Origin of the sequence: Amycolatopsis sp. NPDC051061 (assembly GCF_040682935.1) — a bacterium.
Classification (GTDB): Bacteria; Actinomycetota; Actinomycetes; order Mycobacteriales; family Pseudonocardiaceae; genus Amycolatopsis.
The window spans coordinates 70,202-90,549 of the sequence record NZ_JBFBBZ010000032.1 but is presented as its reverse complement, the minus strand read 5'-3'; the positions used below and the strand labels follow the sequence as shown (position 1 = coordinate 90,549).

22 protein-coding genes are annotated in these 20,348 nt (G+C 71.3%); 8 read left to right on the top strand and 14 right to left on the bottom strand.

The window, feature by feature from the left end; translation table 11 throughout:
- Positions 1–22 precede the first annotated feature (22 nt).
- The 7 genes from AB0N03_RS35125 to AB0N03_RS35095 form a co-directional block, all read right to left on the bottom strand.
- A complete protein-coding gene (locus AB0N03_RS35125; protein ID WP_364381016.1) occupies positions 23–223 on the bottom strand; it encodes a hypothetical protein in 201 nt (66 codons plus the stop codon).
- A gap of 190 nt (positions 224–413) precedes the next feature.
- Positions 414–950: a DUF2231 domain-containing protein gene (locus AB0N03_RS35120; RefSeq protein ID WP_364381013.1), complete on the bottom strand. Its 537-nt coding sequence runs from the start codon at positions 948–950 to the stop codon at positions 414–416.
- A gap of 43 nt (positions 951–993) precedes the next feature.
- Positions 994–1,692, bottom strand: coding sequence for an FAD:protein FMN transferase (locus AB0N03_RS35115; RefSeq protein WP_364381010.1), 699 nt, complete (start codon positions 1,690–1,692; stop codon positions 994–996).
- 35 nt (positions 1,693–1,727) lie between these two features.
- A complete protein-coding gene (locus AB0N03_RS35110; RefSeq protein ID WP_364381007.1) occupies positions 1,728–2,165 on the bottom strand; it encodes an FMN-binding protein in 438 nt (145 codons plus the stop codon).
- 13 nt (positions 2,166–2,178) lie between these two features.
- Positions 2,179–3,558, bottom strand: coding sequence for a ferric reductase-like transmembrane domain-containing protein (locus tag AB0N03_RS35105; protein ID WP_364381004.1), 1,380 nt, complete (start codon positions 3,556–3,558; stop codon positions 2,179–2,181).
- A gap of 47 nt (positions 3,559–3,605) precedes the next feature.
- The gene (locus AB0N03_RS35100) at positions 3,606–4,985 is read right to left on the bottom strand and encodes a HAMP domain-containing sensor histidine kinase (RefSeq protein ID WP_364381001.1); all 1,380 of its coding nucleotides are present in this window, start codon (positions 4,983–4,985) and stop codon (positions 3,606–3,608) included.
- Positions 4,982–5,674, bottom strand: a complete 693-nt coding sequence (locus AB0N03_RS35095) for a response regulator transcription factor (RefSeq protein WP_364380998.1) — start codon at positions 5,672–5,674, stop codon at positions 4,982–4,984. Before AB0N03_RS35095 ends, AB0N03_RS35100 begins: the two co-directional genes overlap by 4 nt.
- Positions 5,675–5,857: 183 nt before the next feature.
- Between AB0N03_RS35095 and AB0N03_RS35090 the strand changes: the two genes are divergently transcribed.
- Positions 5,858–6,217: a group 1 truncated hemoglobin gene (locus AB0N03_RS35090; RefSeq protein ID WP_364380995.1), complete on the top strand. Its 360-nt coding sequence runs from the start codon at positions 5,858–5,860 to the stop codon at positions 6,215–6,217.
- A gap of 726 nt (positions 6,218–6,943) precedes the next feature.
- On the opposite strand, the gene AB0N03_RS35085 is transcribed toward AB0N03_RS35090, so the two are convergent.
- From AB0N03_RS35085 to AB0N03_RS35070, 4 genes are all read right to left on the bottom strand, one after another.
- Positions 6,944–8,401, bottom strand: coding sequence for a sulfatase (locus tag AB0N03_RS35085; protein ID WP_364380992.1), 1,458 nt, complete (start codon positions 8,399–8,401; stop codon positions 6,944–6,946).
- A gap of 18 nt (positions 8,402–8,419) precedes the next feature.
- Entirely contained in the window at positions 8,420–8,686 is a 267-nt protein-coding gene (locus tag AB0N03_RS35080) for a hypothetical protein (RefSeq protein ID WP_364380989.1), read from the bottom strand.
- A gap of 248 nt (positions 8,687–8,934) precedes the next feature.
- The gene (locus AB0N03_RS35075) at positions 8,935–9,366 is read right to left on the bottom strand and encodes a hypothetical protein (RefSeq protein WP_364380986.1); all 432 of its coding nucleotides are present in this window, start codon (positions 9,364–9,366) and stop codon (positions 8,935–8,937) included.
- Between the two features lie 50 nt (positions 9,367–9,416).
- Entirely contained in the window at positions 9,417–9,698 is a 282-nt protein-coding gene (locus tag AB0N03_RS35070) for a hypothetical protein (protein WP_364380983.1), read from the bottom strand.
- Between the two features lie 126 nt (positions 9,699–9,824).
- On the opposite strand from AB0N03_RS35070, the gene AB0N03_RS35065 reads away from it, so the two are divergent.
- The 4 genes from AB0N03_RS35065 (at position 9,825) to AB0N03_RS35050 (ending at position 14,942) form a co-directional block, all read left to right on the top strand.
- Positions 9,825–10,397 carry a VOC family protein gene (locus AB0N03_RS35065; protein ID WP_364380980.1) on the top strand — a complete coding sequence of 191 codons (573 nt, stop codon included), beginning with the start codon at positions 9,825–9,827 and terminating at the stop codon, positions 10,395–10,397.
- 223 nt (positions 10,398–10,620) lie between these two features.
- Positions 10,621–11,613 (top strand): alcohol dehydrogenase catalytic domain-containing protein, encoded by a 993-nt coding sequence (locus AB0N03_RS35060; protein ID WP_364380977.1) that lies wholly within the window; start codon positions 10,621–10,623, stop codon positions 11,611–11,613.
- Between the two features lie 31 nt (positions 11,614–11,644).
- Entirely contained in the window at positions 11,645–12,106 is a 462-nt protein-coding gene (locus AB0N03_RS35055) for a hypothetical protein (protein ID WP_364380974.1), read from the top strand.
- A gap of 88 nt (positions 12,107–12,194) precedes the next feature.
- Positions 12,195–14,942, top strand: a complete 2,748-nt coding sequence (locus tag AB0N03_RS35050; RefSeq protein ID WP_364380971.1) for an AAA family ATPase — start codon at positions 12,195–12,197, stop codon at positions 14,940–14,942.
- 570 nt (positions 14,943–15,512) lie between these two features.
- Here AB0N03_RS35050 and AB0N03_RS35045 read toward each other — a convergent pair.
- Complete coding sequence (locus AB0N03_RS35045; RefSeq protein WP_364380968.1) at positions 15,513–16,436, bottom strand: LysR substrate-binding domain-containing protein; 924 nt, start codon at positions 16,434–16,436, stop codon at positions 15,513–15,515.
- A 137-nt stretch (positions 16,437–16,573) separates the two neighbouring features.
- Here AB0N03_RS35045 and AB0N03_RS35040 point away from each other — a divergent pair, with 137 nt between their 5' ends.
- Genes AB0N03_RS35040 through AB0N03_RS35030 form a run of 3 tightly spaced genes read left to right on the top strand, consistent with a single transcriptional unit; the run spans position 16,574 to position 18,863 of the window.
- Positions 16,574–17,197 carry an NAD(P)-binding domain-containing protein gene (locus tag AB0N03_RS35040; RefSeq protein WP_364380965.1) on the top strand — a complete coding sequence of 208 codons (624 nt, stop codon included), beginning with the start codon at positions 16,574–16,576 and terminating at the stop codon, positions 17,195–17,197.
- Positions 17,198–17,247: 50 nt separating this feature from the next.
- On the top strand, positions 17,248–18,183 hold the full coding sequence (locus tag AB0N03_RS35035) for an SDR family oxidoreductase (RefSeq protein ID WP_364380962.1): 936 nt from the start codon (positions 17,248–17,250) through the stop codon (positions 18,181–18,183).
- 11 nt (positions 18,184–18,194) lie between these two features.
- Positions 18,195–18,863, top strand: coding sequence for an NAD(P)-binding domain-containing protein (locus AB0N03_RS35030; RefSeq protein WP_364380959.1), 669 nt, complete (start codon positions 18,195–18,197; stop codon positions 18,861–18,863).
- Between the two features lie 80 nt (positions 18,864–18,943).
- Here AB0N03_RS35030 and AB0N03_RS35025 read toward each other — a convergent pair whose 3' ends face one another.
- Together AB0N03_RS35025 and AB0N03_RS35020 are read right to left on the bottom strand one after the other, a co-directional pair.
- Positions 18,944–19,930: an aldo/keto reductase gene (locus AB0N03_RS35025; RefSeq protein ID WP_364380956.1), complete on the bottom strand. Its 987-nt coding sequence runs from the start codon at positions 19,928–19,930 to the stop codon at positions 18,944–18,946.
- Positions 19,931–19,936: 6 nt separating this feature from the next.
- On the bottom strand, positions 19,937–20,347 hold the full coding sequence (locus tag AB0N03_RS35020) for a cupin domain-containing protein (RefSeq protein ID WP_364380953.1): 411 nt from the start codon (positions 20,345–20,347) through the stop codon (positions 19,937–19,939).
- Position 20,348: the final 1 nt, after the last annotated feature.

Here is a 20,348-nt window from a genome sequence, read left to right as displayed (position 1 = left end):
GCGCGGGCGCAGCGGCAACCGTTCAGCGAGCAGAATCCCGGCCCGCGGCATGCGACAGGTCCGCGCGCGAGGCGATCTGCCGGTGGCTGCCCCCGAGCGCCTTCGCTTGCACGACAAGCTGATCCCGCTCACGCAGCCATTCGGCCGCTTGCTCGGCGGCGTGCTCGATCCGCTCCAGCACGCGCTCCAATTCGGCCGCGTTCTCTTCGATCGGGTTCGACACCCGAGCATGGTAACCAAGGTTTCGTTCGGAGTTTTGGTCTTCACCCCTGTGGGTGGTCCGGAGCGACTCCTCGAGCCGGCACGAGCCGCTACCTAGCCGCCGTCAGCTTATGTCGACGCGCTCCAGTGTGTCAGTTTGTGCTGACGTCACGAAGAAGACACTCGACCGGCCCAGCCGGAGTGAGTGCGGATCAATGATCTGCACCGCGCGGCGCCGAAGTCGAGCTGAACTGGCCCTGCCAGCTCGCCTGCGCCCCGGAGTCGCCGATGCGGTAGATGTCGTAGACCGCCCCGCCCGCGGCCACGACGGCGAGGACCGAGAGCACCATCGTCACCGCGGTTGATGCCGGGGCCAGGAACGTGCGGCGGCCGGCCGTGTTTGCCGTGTCGGCCGCTTGGGGCCGCAGGCTCTCCCGGCGGCGCCACCAGACGAGGAGCGCGAGCACGGCCACCGGGATCGCGACCCACAGCGCGGTGTCGCCGAGTTCGGTGTGGGTCCGCACGAGCGGGGTCGAGGCGACGCGGCGCTCCAGCCATTCGCCGGCGTCCGTCGTGATCGGGACGAGGATCACCACGATGACCGACAGGATCGCGTTCGGACCGGCGAGCTTGCCGCGTGCAGCGGGCCAGAGCGCGCTGAGGACCAGCAGCAGGGCGGACAGCGGGAGCAGGACGACGATCGCGTGGACGAGCAGCACGTGGGCGGGGAGGCCGTTGACGGTGGTCATGATGTCCTTTGTGGAAGATGAGCGGATCGGGGACGCCGCGGGCTCAGGGAGCGCGGGCGAGGGCGGCGACGCGGTAACCCGGTGCGCGCGTCGCGACCCATTCGGCGACGTCGTCCCCTCCGCGGGCGAACGCGGCCGTGGCGAAGACGTCCGCCCACAGCAGGGTCGGGCCGGTGACCGTCACGGCGAGCAGCTCGCGCGGGTGGATGCCGGTGTGCGGGTCGATGATGTGCGGGCCGCGGGCGGCCGACCCGGACGTCGCGACGCCTCCGGCCCGGAGATCGAGGATCGCCAGGAAAGCGTCCCGGTCGGTGGGGTCTTCGACGGCGACCCGCCACGGTGGACCACTCGCGATGCAGGTGCGGCCGGTGAGGTCGCCGCCGACGTTGAGGTAGTGGTCGAACCCGCGCAGTCGGGTGAGCTGGGCGGCCGCGTGCTCGGCCGCCCAGCCCTTCACCAAGCCGGAGGGATCGAAGCCGCCGGGTAACGCCGCGTCGAAGTAGCCGTCCGTGCGGTCCCGCGCTTCTTCGCACAGTGCCACGACGTCGGTGAGCCATGGGTGCCATTCCTCGCGGGGCAGCTCGCCGCGGCGGAGCGCGCTGACCTGGCTGTCGGGCCGGTAGGTGCTGAACAGTTCGTCGGCGGTGCGGAGGTGCCCGAAGACCGCGGCGACGGCGGGTTCGACGGCGGGGTCGGAGTCGATACGCGGGCCACGCAGGTGGAGGCTGGCTTCCGTCCCCATGACCGGCCGGGTCCAGCAACGACGCTGCCTCGTGGTCACCGGTGAGCCTGGTCGATCGCCGACTGCAGCGACTGCTGGTAGCCCTCGGAGGTGTAGGTGGCGCCGCTGACCGTGTCGATCTGCGCGCTCTGGGCCTGCAGCGTCTCCTGGTTCAGCTCCGGTACTGCTTCGGAGTTGATCCGGACGTCACGGCCGCTTTCCTGGGGGTACTCGATGGCCTCGGCGTCGGTGATCGTGCCGCCCGCGACGGTGATCTGCACCTGGACCGGGCCGTAGCGGGTGTCGGCCGCGTCGCCGGTGAACGTTCCGGCGGCCGATGTGCCGGAGGCAGGCGGCGCCGCGGTGCGGGACGGCTGGGTGCCGCCGAGCGGCCGTCCCGTGGCGACCGGGGTCTGGTCGGTGCTGGTGCGATAGCTGAACAGCAGCACGACGACGGACACGGTCGCCGCGAGGGCGATGGCGATCCTGCGCATCGGAAGTCCTTTCCTACCAGGCGAACCGCTCGGCGTGGACGCGGTCGGCGGGGACACCGGCGAGGCGTGCGCTGTCGAGCACGGCGCCGGTCCAGGCGTCGGGGCCGCACACGTAGACGTCGTGGTCGGCGATGTCGGGCACGAGGTGACGCAGCACCTGCTCGTCGGGCACCGGGGCGTACCCGGCGGGCAGCCACGACGCGCGGTCGCGCGAGCGCCGGCCCAGCAGGTAGTGGATCCGGATCCCGCGGCGGGCGGCGAGGTCGTCCAGCTCCCGGCGGAACAGCAGGTCCGCCGGGTTGCCGGTGCGCTGGAACAGCACGGCTTCCCCGGGCCCGAACGGCAGCTCCTCCAGCAGCGCGCGCAGCGGTGTGATCCCGATCCCGGAAGCGAACAGCGCTATCTTCCGTCCCTTTCGGACAGTCCCGGTCAGGCGGCCGTACGGGCCTTCGAACAGCGCGGGCGTGCCGGGGCGCAGGGTGGCGAGCCGGCGGCTGCCCTCGCCGAGGTCCTTGGCCGTGATCCGCAGCCGGTGCCCGTCTGGAGCGGCCGAGAGCGAGAACGGCTTGCCGCGCGTCCAGCCTGGGCCGGAGGCGAACCGCCAGACGAAGAACTGGCCTGCCGCCACGGGAAGCCGGTCGAGGTCACGACCGCTCAGATATACCGAGACGATGCCGCGGCCTCCGGGCACGACCTTCTCGACGACCAGGCGGTGCCGGACGTTGAGCCACACCGGCCGGCCGACGCGGAACACGAGCACGGCGCCGGCGGCCGAGGCGTAGGTGGTCCACCAGAACGCTGTTGCGACGGGGGAGGCGGTGAAGTCGGCACCCGTCCACAGCTGGTGCGGCAGTGCGAGGCCGGCGCCGAGGTAGGCGTAGAGGTGCAGCAGGTGCCAGGACTCGTAGCGCAGCCGCCGCCGGGCTGCGCGCACCGACGTCACGGCGACCATGGCGAGCGCGGCCGTTCCGGCGGTCGCCAGGAGCATGCCCGGGTAGGTCGTCACCAGGGCCCACGCCTCGGCGAGGACGCCGGAGCGGTCGGTCGCCGCGTAGCCGAGGGTGATGAGCACCAGGTGCCCGGCCAGCAGCGTGATCGAGGTAAACCCGACGAGCCGGTGCCGGCGGGCCAGCTCGTCCTGCCCGTAGCTGCGTTCCACCCAGGGGATCCGCGCCATCAGCAGCACCTGCAGCAGCAGGAGGTCCGCCGACAGCAAGCCGGTCAGCCGCCCGGTGGAGGTCAGGAAATCCGAACTCAGGCCCTGCAGGCCGCGGCCGGACACCCAGAGCGCCACCACGAACAGGACGCTCAGCCAGGCCGTCAGGCCCGCGGCGTCCCGCCACCACGCGCGGACCACGGGCGGGGCGACGCGGGTGGCCAGGGCGGTGGACATCGGGGCTCCTCGGGGTGATCGCTGCGATCCACCCTTCCGGAGCCCGGTTAGCCGTCGACGTGACCAGGGTGAGAGTTCGGTAAGAGAAGATCCGCTCCGACGGTGAACCCGACGACGGCGCCACCGCCGGGGCGCGGTTCGGCGAACACGGTGCCACCGTGGGCGAGGGCGATGTCCCGCACGATGGCCAGCCCGAGGCCGGAGCCGGGCAGGCCGCGGGCGGCGTCCGCTCGGTGGAAGCGGTCGAACACGCGGGCCGCGTCGGCATCGCCGATGCCGGGGCCGCGGTCGAGCACCTGCACGCGCCCGTCGCGCACGACAACCTCGATCGGGTCGTCGGGCGCGAACTTGACGGCGTTCTCCAGCAGGTTCGAGACGGCGCGTTCCAGCGCTTTCGCCTGCCCGGTCACCACCGAGGCGTCGGTTTCGACCGTGATGGCACCCCCCGACCGTCGCCGCACGCGCTCGGCGGCGTGCTCGGCCACCTCGCCTAGCTCGACCGTCGCCGGTTCCTCTGCCTCGTAGCGGCGGGTGGCCAGCTCGACCAGCTCGTCGACAAGGTGGGTCAGTTCGCGGGTCTCGCCGTCGACGTCGTCGAGGAGGCGCCCGCGGGCGTCCGGGGTGAGCTCGGCGAAGCGGCGCAGGACGCTGGCGTTGGTGCGCAGGCTGGTCAGCGGGGTCCGCAGCTCGTGTGCGGCGTCTTGGACGAGGCGGTCCTGGTCGGCACGGGCGTCGGCGAGCCGGCCCAGCATCCGGTCGAACGAGGTCGCGAGCCGGCCGACTTCGTCGCGGCCGCCGGTGGGCACGGCGACGTCGTCGAGGCGGCCGTCGCTGACCAGTTCGGTCACGTCGGTCAGCCGGACCAGCCGCCGGGTGATCTGCCGGGCCAGCAGCCAGCCGGCCAGCGCCGCGACGACCAGGACCAGCGCGCTGACGCCGGTGATGCGCGTGGCCAGCTCGCTCAGCACGTGCCGGGATTCATCGACGTCGATGCCGAGCTGGACGGCGCCGCGGCCGGGTCCGAGCGCGACGGTGATCACCCGGTAGTCGTCGCGTCCGGCGGTGAGCTCCCAGTAGCGGCGGTCGCCGAGGGAGCCGGTCGCGGCCAGCGCGCGGTCGGCGTCGCCGACGTCGAGGTGCACCCGGCGGCCGCCGATCGGGCGGACGGTGCCGTCCGGGTTGATCGCCTGGGCCACCATGGGCTGGGCTTCGTCGTGGTCGTCGTCATCGGGCCCGCGGGTGACCGGGCTCGGCGCCAGGACCTGCGTCGCGCCGGCCGCGACCTCGGCCGACGTCGTGAGCAGGGAGCGGTCGAGTTCGGCGTCGATGCGCTGGGAGGCGGCCTGGTAGCTGAGCACCCCGACCAGGATCGCGGCCGCCGCACCGACGCCGGCGAACGCGATGGCGAGTTTGCTGCGCAGGTTCATGCGGACCGGACCGAGTAGCCGACGCCGCGGACGGTGTGGATCAGGTCCGTCGCGCCGGCCTGGTCGAGTTTGCGTCGCAGGTAGCCGATGTAGACGGCGAGGTTCTTGGAGTCGGAGCCGAATTCGTAGCCCCAGATGCGCTGGTAGATCGTGGTGCGGTCGAGCACGATCCCGGCGTTGCGCACGAGCAGTTCCAGCAGGTCGAACTCGGTCTTGGAGAGGGTGATCTCGGTGCCCTGCCACCACACGCGCCGGGCGGCCGGGTCGACCGCGAGCTCGCCGAGCCGCAGCGTGCGCCGAGCGTCCGGCTCGGATGACGTGCGGCGCAGCAGGGCGCGCAGCCGGGCGAGGAGTTCGTCGAGCTCGAAGGGCTTGGGCAGGTAGTCGTCGGCCCCGGCGTCGAGGCCGGCCACCCGGTCGGGGGTCTCGACGCGCGCGGTGAGCATGAGGATCGGCGTTTGGTCGCCTTCGGCGCGCAGGACGCGGCAGACGCCGAGGCCGTCGACGCCGGGCATCATCACGTCGAGGATCAGCACGTCGAAGTCGTGGCGGCGGGCGGTGGCCAGGGCGCTGACGCCGTCGGTGACCTCGGTGACGTGGTAGCCCTCGAGGTCGAGGGCCCGGACGAGGGACTCCCGGATGGCGCGGTCGTCGTCGGCGAGCAGGACGTGGTGCGGCATGGCCGCCATGATGCCCGCGCCCGGCTCCGGCGTCCCGCCAGGTTCTCGGGACGCCGGCGGAGGGTTAGCGCTCGGCAAACCAAGCACTCGTCGTGAGAGCGATCTAACCGGCGAGTGATCGTGATCTTACGTGTGCGAAATGTTCCCGAGGTTGGCTGATCACCACGGTGACCACCACGACCGGGAGGCGACATGACGAGCAGCTACGAGCAGATCGGCGGCCAGGAGGCATTGGTGGTCGTGGTCGACGACTTTTACCAGCGCGTTTTGGCGGACGCGGAGCTGGCGGTCTTCTTCAAGGGGACGAACATGTCCCGGCTGAAAGGCATGCAGATCGAGTTCTTCACCGCGGCGCTCGGCGGGCCCGATGAATACCGGGGCCGGTCGATGAAGGACGTGCACCGGGGGAGGGGGATCGCCGCGCACCACTTCGATCTGGTGGCGAAGTACTTGACGGACTCGCTGCTCGCCGCGGGGGTCCCGGAGGAGACGACGCAGGCGATCATCGGGGCGATCGCGCCGCTGTCTTCGGACATCGTTTCCGCCGGGTGAGAGTTCCGCGTCACGGCGATCGGCGTCGGCGGCTGTCGTCTGCTCTTCAGCAACGGAAACAGGTTGCTGAGCAGGTTGAGGAAATACTTGATGCGCACCCTCTTGCCGGGGTCCTGACCTCGATGCCCGGCATCGGTCGCCCACGACAAGGTGAACACGAACAGGGTCGCGGGCGCCGACGACGAGCAGACGTCGAATCAGGCTCCGCCGTCGCCATGATCTGGCAGCTCACTCGCGCCCGGACGGGCCCGGGAGCTGTTCACCCGGCGTAGGCCCGGGCCGCGTTTCAAACAGCAGCTGCCGGGGGTCCCGTGGATCGGGGCCGACGAGCCGGAACCCCGCCTTCTCCAGGATGCGGAGGCTGACATGGTTGGCAGCGAACACGTAGGCGCGTAGCTCCGAGCGCAGGCCGGCGGCGGTCAGCCGCAGGCGGGGAGTCGCAGGATGATCGTGCGCGGGGCCATGATCGCGATGCTAGGCCCCCAGCCCTGCGCCGGCCTGGTGCCCGGCCGGGTCGCAGCACGTCGGCGTCGACATGCGGGCCCGGCCCGGCGCAGGTGATCAGCCCGTCCAGCACACCCGAGCAGTGGTCGAGGACCTCTTCCACGGCGTGTGCCCGGCCGTCCGGGGTGGCCAGCGAAACCCACGGCGTAACCAGAGACTCCGGCGGCGACTACTGGATCACCTGTCTCCGCGGCGGGTGGGAGAGGCTATGCGAGACGAACCTCAGTGTCGGCAAGCGGTCGCGCCGTGGCAGGAGGTCATGGCCTGCAGCGTTTCGTGCAGCTGCTTCGCGGTGTCCGGCGGCAGCTCGGCTGCGGTGTTGTGCAGTTCCTGGGGGTCTTTGCTTCGGTCGTAGTACTCCTTGGTTCCGTCGGTGTACTCGACGTAGGTGTAGGTGGTGCTGCGGATCGCCTCGTAGGTGCTCGGGTTGCCGCTGTTCTTCGTCGGCTTGTCCGGATCGGTTTTGTCGAAGTCCGGGCCGTGGTGCTCGACCAGTCCGACCGTGCGCCAGGCTTGCGGCGTGGTGCCGTTCAGCAGCGGGGCCAGGCTTTCGCCGTCCACCTGCTCGGGTGTGCGGGCGCCGGCGAGTGCTTCGAACGTCGGCCGCAAGTCGATGTTTTCGGCCGGTTGGTCGACCGTCGCGCCGGCTTTGACACCGGGGCCGGTGACCACCAGTGGCACGTGCACGTCGGTGTCGAAGGCCGTCTGCTTGCCGGGGGTGAGCCGGTACTCACCCATGTGATAGCCGTTGTCCGAGGTGAACACGATGTCCGTGTTGTCACGTACCCCGGCCTTGTCCAGCGCGGCTTGCACGGTGCCGATCATCGCGTCCACCGACTGCACGGCCTGCGCACGCTTGCGGAAGTCCTTGTCGATCTTCTGCTTTTCCTTGTCCGTCAACGGTGTGCGGGACGTGAGCCACGGTGGCGCCGCGGACGGCAGGGTGTCGAAGGCGGGTCCGCGCGGTGCGGTGAGACCGGGGAAGGCGTCGGCGTCGCGGGGGGCCGGGGTGTAGGGGCCGTGCGGGGCGAACGTGGCGAGCTCGATCGCGAAGGGGGTGTGCGCGTCGGCCGAGCTGCCGACGAACTGGGCGGCTTTGCCGGCCATGACGTCGACCAGGTAGTCCTGGGGTGTCTTGCCGTAGTGCTTGATCGTGCCGTTTTCGTTGAGGTCGTAGTCGAATTCGCCGTAGCCGTTGCCGGCGACGTCCCACTCGTTCCAGCCCGGGGGCACGCCGCTGGTCTTGGGGTCGTAGCCGTTGAGGTATTTGCCCATCATCGCGGTGTGGTACCCGGCCTGCTGCAACGACGTCGCGAAGGTGGACTTGTCGTCGCCGCGGCCGTGGAACGTGGCGTACCCGCCGTCCGCACCACCGTTGGTGAACACCCCGGTGTTGTGCGGCACCATGCCGGTGAACAGCGACGACCGCGACGGGCAGCAGAGTGAGTCGGTGACCGTGTAGTTGGCGAAGGTCGTCCCGGTCTTGGCCATGTCCTGCACGTGCGGCAGGTACTGGAGCAGGTTCATCGACAGGTCGTCGGTGAGGACGAGGACGATGTTCGGTTTGCCGCCCGCTGCTCCGGAAGCTCGGGGCGACGTCGAACCGCCGGTGCTGCAGGCAGCGGCGGCCATCGTCGCGGTCAAGGCCAAGGTCAGGAGAACACGGGTCCGGTGTGCCATGTCCGCAGGCTATGGGCGTCACGACAGAGCCGCATCAGCGCTGTGTTCGGGTTCGGTAAGGGACCGGTCCGGCCACCCACCCAGCCAGGCGCGTGCTCGGGTGCGCAGTGCGGCGAAGTCTCCCGTCACGAGGCATTCCCCGGTCAACGGCGAGCCGACGCCCACCGCCACCGCGCCCGCCGCCAGCCAGGATCGAGCGGCTGCCAGGTCGACGGTCTTGCGCCGCAGCCGGCCGCTCCGCCGGGTGACGGGAAAGGTCTTCAGGAGGTTTTCGACCGTGAGCAACGGCTTTTCCGTGCGAGAACCCTCGGTGCGTTCCGGTGGCGCCGGGGCAGCGGGCAGTGGTGGCAGGTCACCGTCCTCTCCGGACACCCAGCACGCCCACGCCCGGTTCCGGCCGTCGCCGAAGTCCGGGGGCCGTTCCTCGTGACACCGCGCCGTGGGTCTGGGGCAATTCGTCGGCATGAGCGCGCGTCCCGGCGGTCGACCGGTCGGCGGCTGGAACGAACACGTTTCGTCGAGGTCGCGGGACGTCACCGCCAGCGAGACAGCCACCACAAGCACACATCGAACCGCGCTCGCCACTTCTCCACCTTCACGTCCAGCCTCACGCCGTGATGCCACCTGAACAGCAGGACGGTGCCGCCTGCGCCGAGCAGAGTCAGCAGGCTGCCGACCACGATGACCGGGGTGTGCTTGTCCCCATCGTCGAGTTCCGCGCGTCGTTCGTCCGGCCACACCCGGATCTGCACACGGCGCCCTGGGCCGTTCACTCGCCCCTGGTGGTTCTCGAAGGTCTCCGTCCTCGTCACCCCGTCGGGTCCGGTGTACTCGACGTACGCGGTCAGGTGTTCCCGAGCGCCGGTCGCGATGACCCGCCCCGGGAAGAGCCCGGCCGACCGGTTCACATCCACGGCCATGGAGACGCCGGTCCACACCACCGCGAGCCCGCCGATCAGCACCACCAGGGGAAGCCACAACAAGGCCGCCTCGGGCAGCCAGGACCTCGACGACGTCATGCCTCCAGCACGCCGGGAAGGCCGCCGCGGTTGCCCGGGGGGCCCAGAAGGCTGGCGCCTGGTTCTTCGCCCTTGTGGAGCGTGGTCTTTCCGGCGCCGGCGTCACCGACGAGCAGGACGTGCCGGTCGGCGGCCGGCGCGTGCGCCGCGTCGGCGCCGGTGCCGGGCAGGGCTCGCCGAGGCCCGACGGCTCGACGCCTGACGCCGCAGCTGCGTGATCTCGCCGGCCTGCTCGCGGTCGTGGCCCGCGTTTTCAGCCGGGTTTCGTCGGTGGCCACCGCGTCGAGCGCACGGGTACCCGGGCCCGGGTAGGACCAGGGTGTCTCCCTGGGGCGAACGGACCCGCTCCGGGGCGATTGTGGTGGCAGCGGCACACCCGCCGCCCACACGAAGGAGTTCCGATCATGGACATGAAGCTCGAAGTCGTGGTCCTGCCCGTCACCGACGTCGACCGGACCAAGCACTTCTACAAGACCCTCGGCTGGCGCGAAGACGCCGACCTCGCCTTCGGCACCTCGCGGATCGTCCAGCTCACCCCGCCGGGATCAGCGACGTCGATCCACTTCGGCACCGGGATCACCGACGCCGCGCCGGGCTCGGTCCGGAGCACTTACCTCGTCGTCGACGACATCGAAGCCGCCCGTAAGGAGCTCGCCGGCCAGGGGGTCGACGTCAGCGAGGTCTTCCACCGCGACGGCACCGGCGCGTTCGCCCCGGGTGTGCACCCCGATCGCGGCACCTACTCCTCGTTCGCGTCGTTCAGCGACCCGGACGGCAACACCTGGCAGCTGCAGGAGATCACGACCCGGTTCCCCGGCCGCGTCGACGGAGTGACCTACGGCTCGACGCAGAAGCTCGAGACGGCGCTGCGCGAGGCCGCGGCCGCGCACGGCGAGCACGAGAAGGAAACCGGGCAGTACGACGAGGAATGGCCGGTCTGGTACGCCGAGTACATGGCGCAGCACCAGGACGCCTGAGTCCATCCGGCGGTGCGCGGGACGACCCGCGCACCGGATCCTCGACATGAAGGCCGGCTCCTCGGAAGAAGGAATCATGACTGAACGCGATTTCGCTGGCGGTGCTGCTCGACGTCGTCCAGCCGTTCCCGACCTTCTCCGAAGCCTTCCTCCACGTCCTGCGCGATCTCGACCGCCAGGTCCACCCGATCGGAGCCCAGTGATGTCCTACCGTGCGTTCGAAGTGACCGGAACACGGCAATTCTCCTTGGTCGAACGCGAACTCCGCGACCCGCTGCCCAGCGAGGTGCGCCTGCGGGTCGAGGCCTGCGGGGTCTGCCACAGCGACACCCTCGCCGTCGAAGGGCTGCGCGCCGACCCGTCGGTGCCGGTCGTGCCCGGTCACGAAATCGTCGGCGTGATCGACGCCGTAGGCCCGGGTGTGACCGCCTGGGCCGCCGGCGACCACGTCGGCGTCGGCTACCTCAACGGCCACTGCGGCCAGTGCGACAACTGCCGCCGCGGCGACTTCGTCAACTGCACCGACCAGCCCTGGACCGGCACCATCACCGACGGCGGGTACGCCGAAGTCGCCTACGCCCGCGCTACCGGCCTGGTCCGCATCCCCGACGGCGCGCAGCCGCTCGACGTCGCACCGCTGCTGTGCGCGGGACTCACGATGTACCGAGCATTGCTGACGGCCGATGCTCGGCCCGGCTCGCTGGTCGCCGTGCAGGGCATCGGCGGCCTCGGCCACCTCGGCATCCAGTACGCCAAGACGCTCGGCTACCGCGTCGCGGCCATCGCCCGCGGTACCGGCAAGGCCGAACTGGCCGCCGAACTCGGCGCCGACGAGTACATCGACAGCACCGCGACGGATCCCGGCCAGGAGCTGACGCGGCTCGGCGGAGCGGCGGCCATCATCGCGACCGCGTCCAGCGGCGCGTCGATGTCCCCGCTCGTGGCCGGGCTCGGCACCCGTGGGCAACTGCTCGTCGTGGGGGCCGCACCCGACCCGATCGAGGTTCGGACCCCGGCCCTCATCTTCGGCACGCGTTCGGTGACCGGCGCGCTCACCGGGTCCGCCATCGAGAACGAGGACAGCCTCCGGCTGGCCCACGAGCGCGGAATCCGCAGCCGCAACGAGATCATGCCGCTGTCCGAGGCGCCGAAGGCCTACGAACGGATGATGTCCGGCGACGCCCGGTTCCGCGTCGTCCTCGACACCCACGAATGACTTCACCGAACGCGAAATCAAGGAGGACACGATGTCCACGATTCACCTGCGTCAGCTGACCACGGCGTCGCCCGGGCAGTTCCTGGCCGGGCTGACCGACTTCGGTCCGGGGCGCGCGGAACTCTTCGGCCGCAGCGCGGACGAGTTCCTGCGAGTACACGACAAGGGCGCCGACCACGCCGACGTCACCGAGGGATCGGGCGGCATCTGGGAGCGGCTGCACTACGACTGGTCCGATCCCACCCGTGTCGTGATGAAGACGACCGACTCCAACTTGTGGGGCGGGGCCTCGGGCCACACCTACCGCTTCACCCGGCTTCCCGACGGCACGACCGAGGTCGACGTCGTCGTGGTGCGGGACGGCGAGAACCTCAAGGGCCGGCTGCTCGGCGCGCTGCTCGCCGTCGTGGGCAAACGTGTCCTCGGCGGGGAACTGGCGAAGACCGCGAAGGCGATCGAGGCGCGGAATACGGAGAGTCGCGACAGCGCGTGACAGCGGAACGCCCGGCCGGTGCTGCGCTACTGTTCGGTCACCTGGCGCGGCCATCCGGCCGCCGCCGGCCGGGCCGCGGGAGGTACGCATGCCGGGGCTGATCGGCCGGCACAGCGAGTGCGCCACAGTGGACCGTCTGCTGGCCGGCGCCCGGTCGGGGCAGGGTCAGGTGCTGGTCCTGCGCGGCGAGGCCGGAATCGGCAAGACCGCGCTGCTGGAGTACGCGCACGCGCAGGCGCCGGAATTCCGGGTCGCGCGGGCCGCGGGCGTCGAATCCGAGCAGGTCATGGCCTACGCGGGGCTGCACCAGCTGTGTGCGCCGTTCCTCGACCGGCTCGACCGCCTGCCCGAACCTCAGCGCGACGCGCTCGGCACGGCGTTCGGGCTGAGCGCCGGCACCCGCCCGACCCGCTTCCTGATCGGGCTGGCGGTGCTGACGCTGCTCGCCGACGTGGCCGAGGAACAACCGCTGCTCTGCCTGGTCGATGACGTCCAGTGGCTCGACCGGATGTCCGAAGTGGTTCTCGCCTTCGTCGCCCGCCGGCTGCTCGCCGAGCGGATCGTGGTGGTCTTCGCGCTGCGCGAGACCGGCCGCGAACTCGACCTGGCCGGCCTGCCGGAGCTCCCGATCGGCGGCCTGGGGGAGGCCGAGTCGGAAGCGTTGCTGGGCTCGGTGCTCCAGGGCCCGATGGACGGCCGCGTCCGCGACCGGATCATCGCCGAAACCCACGGCAACCCGCTGGCGCTGCTGGAACTGCCCCGTGCGTGGACGGCGGCCGAGCTGGCCGACGGCTTCGAACAGCCCGGCGCGGTGCCGCTCGCCGGCCGCATCGAGCAGTGCTTCGTCCACCAGCTGGATCCGCTTCCCGCCGACACGCGGCGGCTCCTGCTCATCGCCGCGGCCGAGCCCCTCGGTGACGCCACCCTGCTCTGGGGCGCGGCCGGCCGGCTCGGGCTCGGCGCCGACCCCGCCGCCGCGGCCGCGGCGACCGGGCTGATCGAGTTCGGCCGCCGCGTCCGGTTCCGGCACCCGCTCGTGCGCTCGGCGGTCTACCGGTCGGCGTCGTCCCTGGACCGCCAAGACGTGCACCGGGCGCTGGCGGACGTCACCGACCCGGACCGTGACCCGGATCGCCGCGCCTGGCATCGCGCCCAGGCGACCGTCTCACCCGATGAGGACCTGGCGGCCGACCTCGAATGCTCCGCGGGGCGCGCCAGGGCACGCGGTGGCCTGGTCGCCGCCGCCGCGTTCTTCGAGCAGGCGGCGCTGCTGACGCCGGAACCGGCCCGGCGCGCGACGCGCGAACTCGCGGCCGCCGCGCTCAAGCGGGACGCCGGCGCGCTCGAGTCGGCACTCGGGCTCCTGGACGCGGTGGAGGCCGGACCGCCGGACGCGGAGCGGGCCGCCGAGGTCGGGCGCCTGCGTGGGCAGATCGCGTTCGACCAGCGGCGCAGCGGTGAGGCGACCGGCCTGCTGTTGCGCGCGGCCGAGCAGCTCACCCCGCTCGACGCGAACCGGGCGCGGGAGACGTACTTGGAGGCGTTGGCGGCCGCGCTGTGGGCCGGAGGTTCGGACGACAGCGGCTTCGTCGCGGCGGCCGAGGCCACCCGCGCCGCGCCCCCGGCGCCCGTTCCACCCCGGGCCGTCGACCTCGTGCTGGACGCGCTGGCCACCCGGTTCACCGACGGCTACCAGGCGGCGGCGCCGCTGCTGAGGGGGGCGCTGGAGGCTGTTCGCGCCCTGGACATCGGCACCGAGGACGTCGGGCGGGTGCTCTGGCTGCTGGGCAACCGCGCCGGTGGCACGATCGCCACCGAAGCGTGGGACTTCGAAGCCGCGCGGGCGCTCGCCACGCGTCAGGTCCAGCTCGCCCGCGACGCCGGTGCGCTCGTGCAGCTGCAGTTCGCGCTCAACTTCCTCGCCGTCAACGAGGTGCTCGCCGGGGAGCTGACCGCGGCGGCGTCGTCGGTCGAGGAGGACCGCGTGATCGCCGGCGCGACCGGCAACGCGCCGGTGGGCTACGCCGAGATGCTGCTCGCGGCGTTCCGCGGCCGCGAGGCGTCGGCGACGGACCTGTTGACCGGCGCCGCACGCGACGCGACGGTGCGCGGTCAGCACCGGCTGGTGACCCTCGCCGACTACGGAAAAGCCGTGCTCTACAACGGTCTCGGCCGCCACGACGTCGCACTGGACGCCGCCCGCCGGGTCTTCGACCGCGACGTGGTGGGGTTCCAGAGCCTCGCCACCGCGGAGCTGGCCGAGGCGGCATCGCGCACCGGGGACGAGGCGCAGCTGGCCGCCGCGGCCGCCCGGTCAGCCGACCGAGCCGCGGCGGCCCGGACCGCGGAGGCGATGGGGATCGACGCCCGCGTGCGCGCACTGTGCGGCACCGGCCAGGACGCCGATCGCCTCTACCGCGAGTCCATCGCCTGCCTCGACCGGACCCCGCTGCGGGTGGACCTCGCCCGCAGCCACCTGCTGTACGGCGAATGGCTGCGCCGCGAAGGTCGCCGTGTCGATGCCCGGGCGCACCTGCACACGGCCCACGACCAGCTGTCCGCCATGGGGCTGGAAGCGTTCGCCGACCGGGCCCGGCGCGAGCTGCTGGCCACGGGGGAGACCGCCCGGAAACGCACGGTGGAGCCCACCGGTGAGCTCACCGCCCAGGAGTTCCAGATCGCCCGGCTCGCCGGCGAAGGCTACTCGAACCCCGAAATCGGCACTCGCCTGTTCCTCAGCCCGCGCACGGTCGAATGGCACCTGCGCAAGATCTTCACCAAGCTCGGGATCAGCTCACGCCGTCAGCTGCGTGACGCCGCCCTCGTCGCCACCTGAGGAAGCTCGTCGACGGGCCTGAAGTGTGCAGCCCGGTGTGCCGGAGTGGCGCCCTGAACGGCCGCCGACGCACGGAAAGGGAGCGGGATACTCACTGAGCGAGGTCGCAAGCCCACTTCCAGATCGCGTCGCCGTACGCCGAAGCTGCAGCATCGGTATCCCTGCCGCGCGCCCCATGATCTCCCATACGCTGGAGATATCCCGCGTATGGGGTTCAAGTCTCGGGCACCGTATTACCCCCACGGATCGCGAAACGTGATTGCGAACAGCGACACCGCGATGGTGATCTGGCCCGGCCAGTCCAGGGACCGGCCCAGCGGCGCGGCGGGTTTTGCGCACCCACCAGGGTGATCACACAGCTGACCACGGCCAGGACCGCCATGGCGAGGAAGGCGTAGCGCCAGCTCGCGTATTCGCCGCCCGCAGGTTCCACGCGGTCCTCGCGCGTGGTAGGTGCGCCCCGGGCTGACGTCGGTGGTCGCCACTTGCGAAGGACTCTGCGGCCGTAGTTGTGTGTGCCGGCGACCCGGTCCAGCTCGGCGGTGGTGGCGTCGCTCGGTGCTGTTGTCGTCAGGCGAATCGCTCAACGGGCTTTGTGACAGCTTCGCCGCCAAGCTGCCACATTTCATAGTTTCCGCATTCTGCGGTGATCTCGGCCGCAGCTTGGGCCGCGGTGAAGAAGTCGTCGACCATCGGCGAGGTGCGCGATGCCGCTACTGCGAGGCACACCTGGTCGGGTGCCAGCTCCGGGATGGGCACATAGACGACGTCCGGATGTGAGTAGAACACGGTCGCCGAGCGGGCCAGGAACGAGATGCCGCGGCCGGCCGCGACGTGCTCGAGCGTTTCGTCCACCCCGCGCACCAGGTACCCGGCGTTGGGGTGTGGGTGCCTGGTGGGCTGCGTGCTCGTGTCGGCATGCCAGAGCAGCGGCTCGCCGGCCAGATCGGCCTCGGTGACTTCCTCCTTGCCGGCCAATCGGTGGCCGGCCGGCAGCACGGCAACCCGTGGTTCGGTGTAGAGCGGGGTGACGCGCAGGCCGGCCTCGTCGATGGGCGGCCTCACATAGCCGATGTCGATGCGGCCGTCGAGCAGCATCGAGGCCTGGTCGTCCCCTTCGATCCGTTGCACGTCCACCAGAACGTCGGGGTGCCGGGTTGCGAACTGCTGGACCGCCGGTGCGACCGCGACGCCTGCCCGGAAGCCGACCATCAGCCGCTGGCTGCCTCGCGCGGCCGCGGTCACCCGGCGGCGGGCCGCGTGCGCGGAGGCCAGCAGGGGGCCGGCATCGGCCAGCAGCTGCCTGCCGGCGTCGGTCAGCGCCACGCCGTGGCTGTCCCTCGTCAGCAGCGGGGTGCCGAGATCCTGTTCCAGCGCGCGGATCTGCCGGCTGAGTACCGGCTGTGCGATGTGCAGCTCATCGGCGGCGCGGCCGAAGTGGAGCCTCTCGGCGACGGCGACGAAGTAGCGCAACTTGCGCAGGTCCAGATCCATGGAGCCTCCCGGTCCGGCGATGCCTGAAGGGTATCGCAGCGGGTGAAAGAGGTCTTGGACACCCACTCAGGCCGATGGCAGCCTCGGCAGTAGAGCGCCGTCCAGGCGCGTATCGAGCTCCAGAAAGCAGACACACCATGAGCAGCATCAGCATCATCGGCCTGGGGGGCATGGCCCGCGCACTGGCCACTCGCGCGGTCGAGGGCGGCAACGCCGTCGAGGTCATCGGCCGCGACGCGGCCAAGGCCGAGGACCTGGCCACCGCGCTCGGTGGCGGCGCCACGGCCGGCACGTTCGGCGCCACCCCGGCCGGCGACATCGTCGTCCTCGCCGTGCCGCACGCCGGCGGCGTACCGGTCATCGCCCAGTACGGGGACGCGCTGGCGGGCAAGGTCGTCATCGACATCTCCAACACCTTCGCCGGTGCCGACGACACCGTGCTGGTCACTCCTGAGGGCACGTCCGGGGCGCAGGAGATCGCCAAGGCCGCCCCGGCGAGCACGCACGTGGTGAAGGCGTTCAACACTGTCTTCGGTCATGTCCTGGCGCAGGGCGGCCCGCTGGACGTGTTGTTCGCCGGCGACGACGCAGGGGCCAAGGCGACTGTGTCGGCGTTCATCGAGAGCCTCGGGCTGCGCCCGCTGGATGTCGGTGGCCTGGAGATGGCGCACTGGCTGGAGGGGGCCGGCTTGCTGCTGATGGGCCTGGCCCGCAGCGGCGCCGGGTTCAACGTTGCCCTCGGCGTCAAGCTTCTCGGCTGAGCGCACCGGCACCACCACTTCGCGCCACACCATTCACAAGGAGCAGTAGCGTGCGCGTTTTCGTCACCGGCGGGACCGGCCACTCCGGTTCGTACATCATCCCCGAACTCGTCGCCGCCGGACACGAGGTCATCGGCCTGGCCCGATCGGACGCTGCCGCCGCGGCGGTGTCCGCGCTCGGCGCGAAGGTCCGACGCGGCGACCTCCAGGATCTCGACGGGCTCAAGAAGGCGGCCGCGGACTCCGACGGCGTCATCCACGTCGCGCACCGGCAGGACCTGCTTCCCTCCGGCGGGATCGACGCCGTGGCCGCCGCGGAGCTCCCGATCATGCTCGCTTACGGCGAGGCGCTGGCGGGAACCGGCAAGCCGCTGGTCGCGGCGGGAAGCATCGGCTCTCCCGGGAACCTCGGCCGGCCGGTCGCCGAGGAGGACCCGGCCCTGCCCAGCGGCGAGGAGCACAAGGGCACCCTGCGGGCTCGCAACGTCGTGGAAAGAGCCGTGGTCGGCCTCGCCGAGCAGGGAGTGCGGTCCTCGATCGTGCGGATCGCCAACATCGCGCACGACACCACCGACCGCGCCGGCTTCCTCCCCATGCTGATCGCGCTCGCGAAGGAGAAGGGCTTTTCCGGTTACCCCGGAGATGGCGCGAACCTGTGGAACGCCGTGCATATCCGCGATGTCGCCGCTTTGTTCCGCTTGGCGCTGGAGAAGGGGCCGGCCGGCAAGTACTGGCACGCGGTCGAGGACGGTGGCGTCCCGTTCCGCGAGATCGCCGGGGCCATCGGCAACCGGCTGGACCTGCCCGTCGTGAGTGTTCCGGTCGACGACCTGATGGTGCCGGGACACTTCGGGTTCCTCGCGAATCTGGTTACGCAGAACTACCCGGCGTCCAACCTCGTCACCCGCCGGACCCTCGGCTGGGAACCCGCTCAGCCCGGCCTGCTCGCCGATCTGGACAACGGCCACTACTTCGCCGCCGGCTGACAAGGATTCGAATGACGACTGTGGGATTCATCGGAAGCGGGAGCCTCGGCACCGCCATTGCGGGGCTCGCCGTCGACGCCGGGTACCAGGTCGTGCTGAGCAACTCACGCGGTCCCGAAACGCTCGCGGCCACGGTCGCGGAACTGGGGCCCCGGGCGTCCGCGGCGACGAGGGGGGAGGCCGCGGCCGCCGGTGACATCGTCGTGGTCACGGTGCCGGTCAAGGCCTTCCCCGACGTGCCCGCCGCGCCAATGGTCGGGAAGACGGTCATCGACACGTGCAACTACGGCCCCGAGCGTGACGGGCAGATCCCCGAGCTCGACAGCGAGTCGCTCACCTCGAGCGAGCTGCTGCTGCGGTACGTCCCGGGCGCCTTGCTGGTGAAGGCGTTCAACAACATCTTCTTCAAGCACCTGGTGTCGCTCGCTCGCCCGGCGGGGGCGGCCGACCGCTCGTACCTGCCGGTGGCCGGGGACTTCGCGCCGGCGAAGGCGGCGGTGACCGAGTTCATCGAATCCATCGGGTACAGCGTGGTGGACGCGGGACCGCTGGCCGATAGCTGGCGGCAGGCGACGGGCACGCCGGTGTGGGGGACTCCATACGGGCCGTACTCGAACGAGAAGGGCCAGCAGGTCGGCGAGGACGCGATCCGCGCGGCTTTGGCCGCCGCAGCGCGGTAAGCGCAAGTCGGCGCGGGCCCCGGTGTGGTCCGGCTGTGTCGTGACCCCGTCCGGTAGGTGCCAGGCGGGGCCACAACCCGTCAGCGGCCGACGAGGGACATGTGGTGCTCGTTGTACCGGTCGCCCTGCACGCCGATCCGCGCGGCGATGTGGTTGAGGTCGGTCAGTTCGTCCGCCGAGAGCGGTACCTGGGTGGCAGCGGCGTTCTCATCGACCCGCTCGAGGCGGCGCGTGCCGGGGATGGGCACGATCCACGGGTGCTGGGCGAGCAGCCAGGCGAGGGCGATTCGGCCGGGTGTGGCGTCCTTGGCGCGGGCCAGGTTGGTGACGTGCTCGACCAGCGCCTGGTTGGCGGTGCGGTTGTCCTCGGTGAAGCGGGGGATGCCGGCGCGGACGTCGCCGGGGGCGAACCGGGTGGCGGCGGTGACGGCGCCGGTGAGGAAGCCTTTGCCGAGGGGGCTGAACGGCACGAAGCCGATGCCGAGCTCGCCGCAGGTGGGCAGCACCTCCGGTTCGGGGTCGCGGGTCCACAGCGAGTATTCGCTTTGCACGGCGGTCACGGGGTGGACGGCGTGCGCGCGGCGGATGGTGGCCGCCCCGGCTTCGGAGAGCCCGAAGTGCCGCACCTTGCCGGCCTGGACGAGCTCGCCGACGGCGCCGGCGACGTCCTCGATCGGGACGTCCGGGTCGACGCGGTGCTGGTAGAACAGGTCGATCGGGTCGGTCCGCAGCCCGCGCAGCGAGGCGTCGGCGACCCGCTTGATCTGTTCGGGACGGCTGTCGAGTCCGACCGACCGGCCGTCCTCGATCCGCCAGCCGAACTTCGTGGCGATCACGACCTGGTCGCGCAGCGGGGCGAGCGCTTCGCCGACGAGTTCTTCGTTGACGTAGGGGCCGTAGACCTCGGCGGTGTCGAAGAACGTGACACCTCGCTCGACCGCGCCGCGCAGCACGGCGATCATGGCCTCGCGGTCGCCGGGGTTGGGGCCGTAGCTCTGGGACATGCCCATGGCGCCCAGGCCGATGGCCGAGACCCGCAGGCCCTGGCCGAGAGTTCGGGTGTGCACGGTGAATCAGCTCCGCTGGTGGGCGTCGTGGTACTGCTGGTCGGTGACCGGTTCGAGCCAGGTGGTGCCGTCTCCGCCTTCTTCGGGACCTTCGAGCATGGCGATGTGGCTCATACAGGTGGTGTCGGTGCCGCCGTGCCAGTGCTCTTCGCCCGGCGGGGTCCAGACGGTCTCGCCGGCCCGCATGCGGATGACTTGGCCGTCGCGGTTGACGACGAGGCCGACGCCGTCGGTCACGTGGAGGGTCTGCCCGACAGCGTGGGAGTGCCAGTTGGTGCGGGCGCCGGGGGTGAACCGGACCAGGGAGGCGACCAGGCGCGACGGCGGCTCGGGAGTTTTGATCATGGTGAGGTAGACGTCGCCGGTGAAGCGCTCGGCGGGGGTCTTGACGGTGTCGTTGACGGGGATGTGCTGCATC

Excerpts from the sequence above, each read along its gene's own strand:
- AB0N03_RS35120 (WP_364381013.1), bottom strand. The coding sequence starts at position 950 with ATGACCACCGTCAACGGCCTCCCCGCCCACGTGCTGCTCGTCCACGCG.
- AB0N03_RS35115 (WP_364381010.1), bottom strand. The coding sequence starts at position 1,692 with ATGGGGACGGAAGCCAGCCTCCACCTGCGTGGCCCGCGTATCGACTCC.
- AB0N03_RS35110 (WP_364381007.1), bottom strand. The coding sequence starts at position 2,165 with ATGCGCAGGATCGCCATCGCCCTCGCGGCGACCGTGTCCGTCGTCGTG.
- AB0N03_RS35105 (WP_364381004.1), bottom strand. The coding sequence starts at position 3,558 with ATGTCCACCGCCCTGGCCACCCGCGTCGCCCCGCCCGTGGTCCGCGCG.
- AB0N03_RS35100 (WP_364381001.1), bottom strand. The coding sequence starts at position 4,985 with ATGAACCTGCGCAGCAAACTCGCCATCGCGTTCGCCGGCGTCGGTGCG.
- AB0N03_RS35095 (WP_364380998.1), bottom strand. The coding sequence starts at position 5,674 with ATGGCGGCCATGCCGCACCACGTCCTGCTCGCCGACGACGACCGCGCC.
- AB0N03_RS35090 (WP_364380995.1), top strand. The coding sequence starts at position 5,858 with ATGACGAGCAGCTACGAGCAGATCGGCGGCCAGGAGGCATTGGTGGTC.
- AB0N03_RS35085 (WP_364380992.1), bottom strand. The coding sequence starts at position 8,401 with ATGGCACACCGGACCCGTGTTCTCCTGACCTTGGCCTTGACCGCGACG.
- AB0N03_RS35065 (WP_364380980.1), top strand. The coding sequence starts at position 9,825 with ATGGACATGAAGCTCGAAGTCGTGGTCCTGCCCGTCACCGACGTCGAC.
- AB0N03_RS35055 (WP_364380974.1), top strand. The coding sequence starts at position 11,645 with ATGTCCACGATTCACCTGCGTCAGCTGACCACGGCGTCGCCCGGGCAG.
- AB0N03_RS35050 (WP_364380971.1), top strand. The coding sequence starts at position 12,195 with ATGCCGGGGCTGATCGGCCGGCACAGCGAGTGCGCCACAGTGGACCGT.
- AB0N03_RS35045 (WP_364380968.1), bottom strand. The coding sequence starts at position 16,436 with ATGGATCTGGACCTGCGCAAGTTGCGCTACTTCGTCGCCGTCGCCGAG.
- AB0N03_RS35040 (WP_364380965.1), top strand. The coding sequence starts at position 16,574 with ATGAGCAGCATCAGCATCATCGGCCTGGGGGGCATGGCCCGCGCACTG.
- AB0N03_RS35030 (WP_364380959.1), top strand. The coding sequence starts at position 18,195 with ATGACGACTGTGGGATTCATCGGAAGCGGGAGCCTCGGCACCGCCATT.
- AB0N03_RS35020 (WP_364380953.1), bottom strand. The coding sequence starts at position 20,347 with ATGCAGCACATCCCCGTCAACGACACCGTCAAGACCCCCGCCGAGCGC.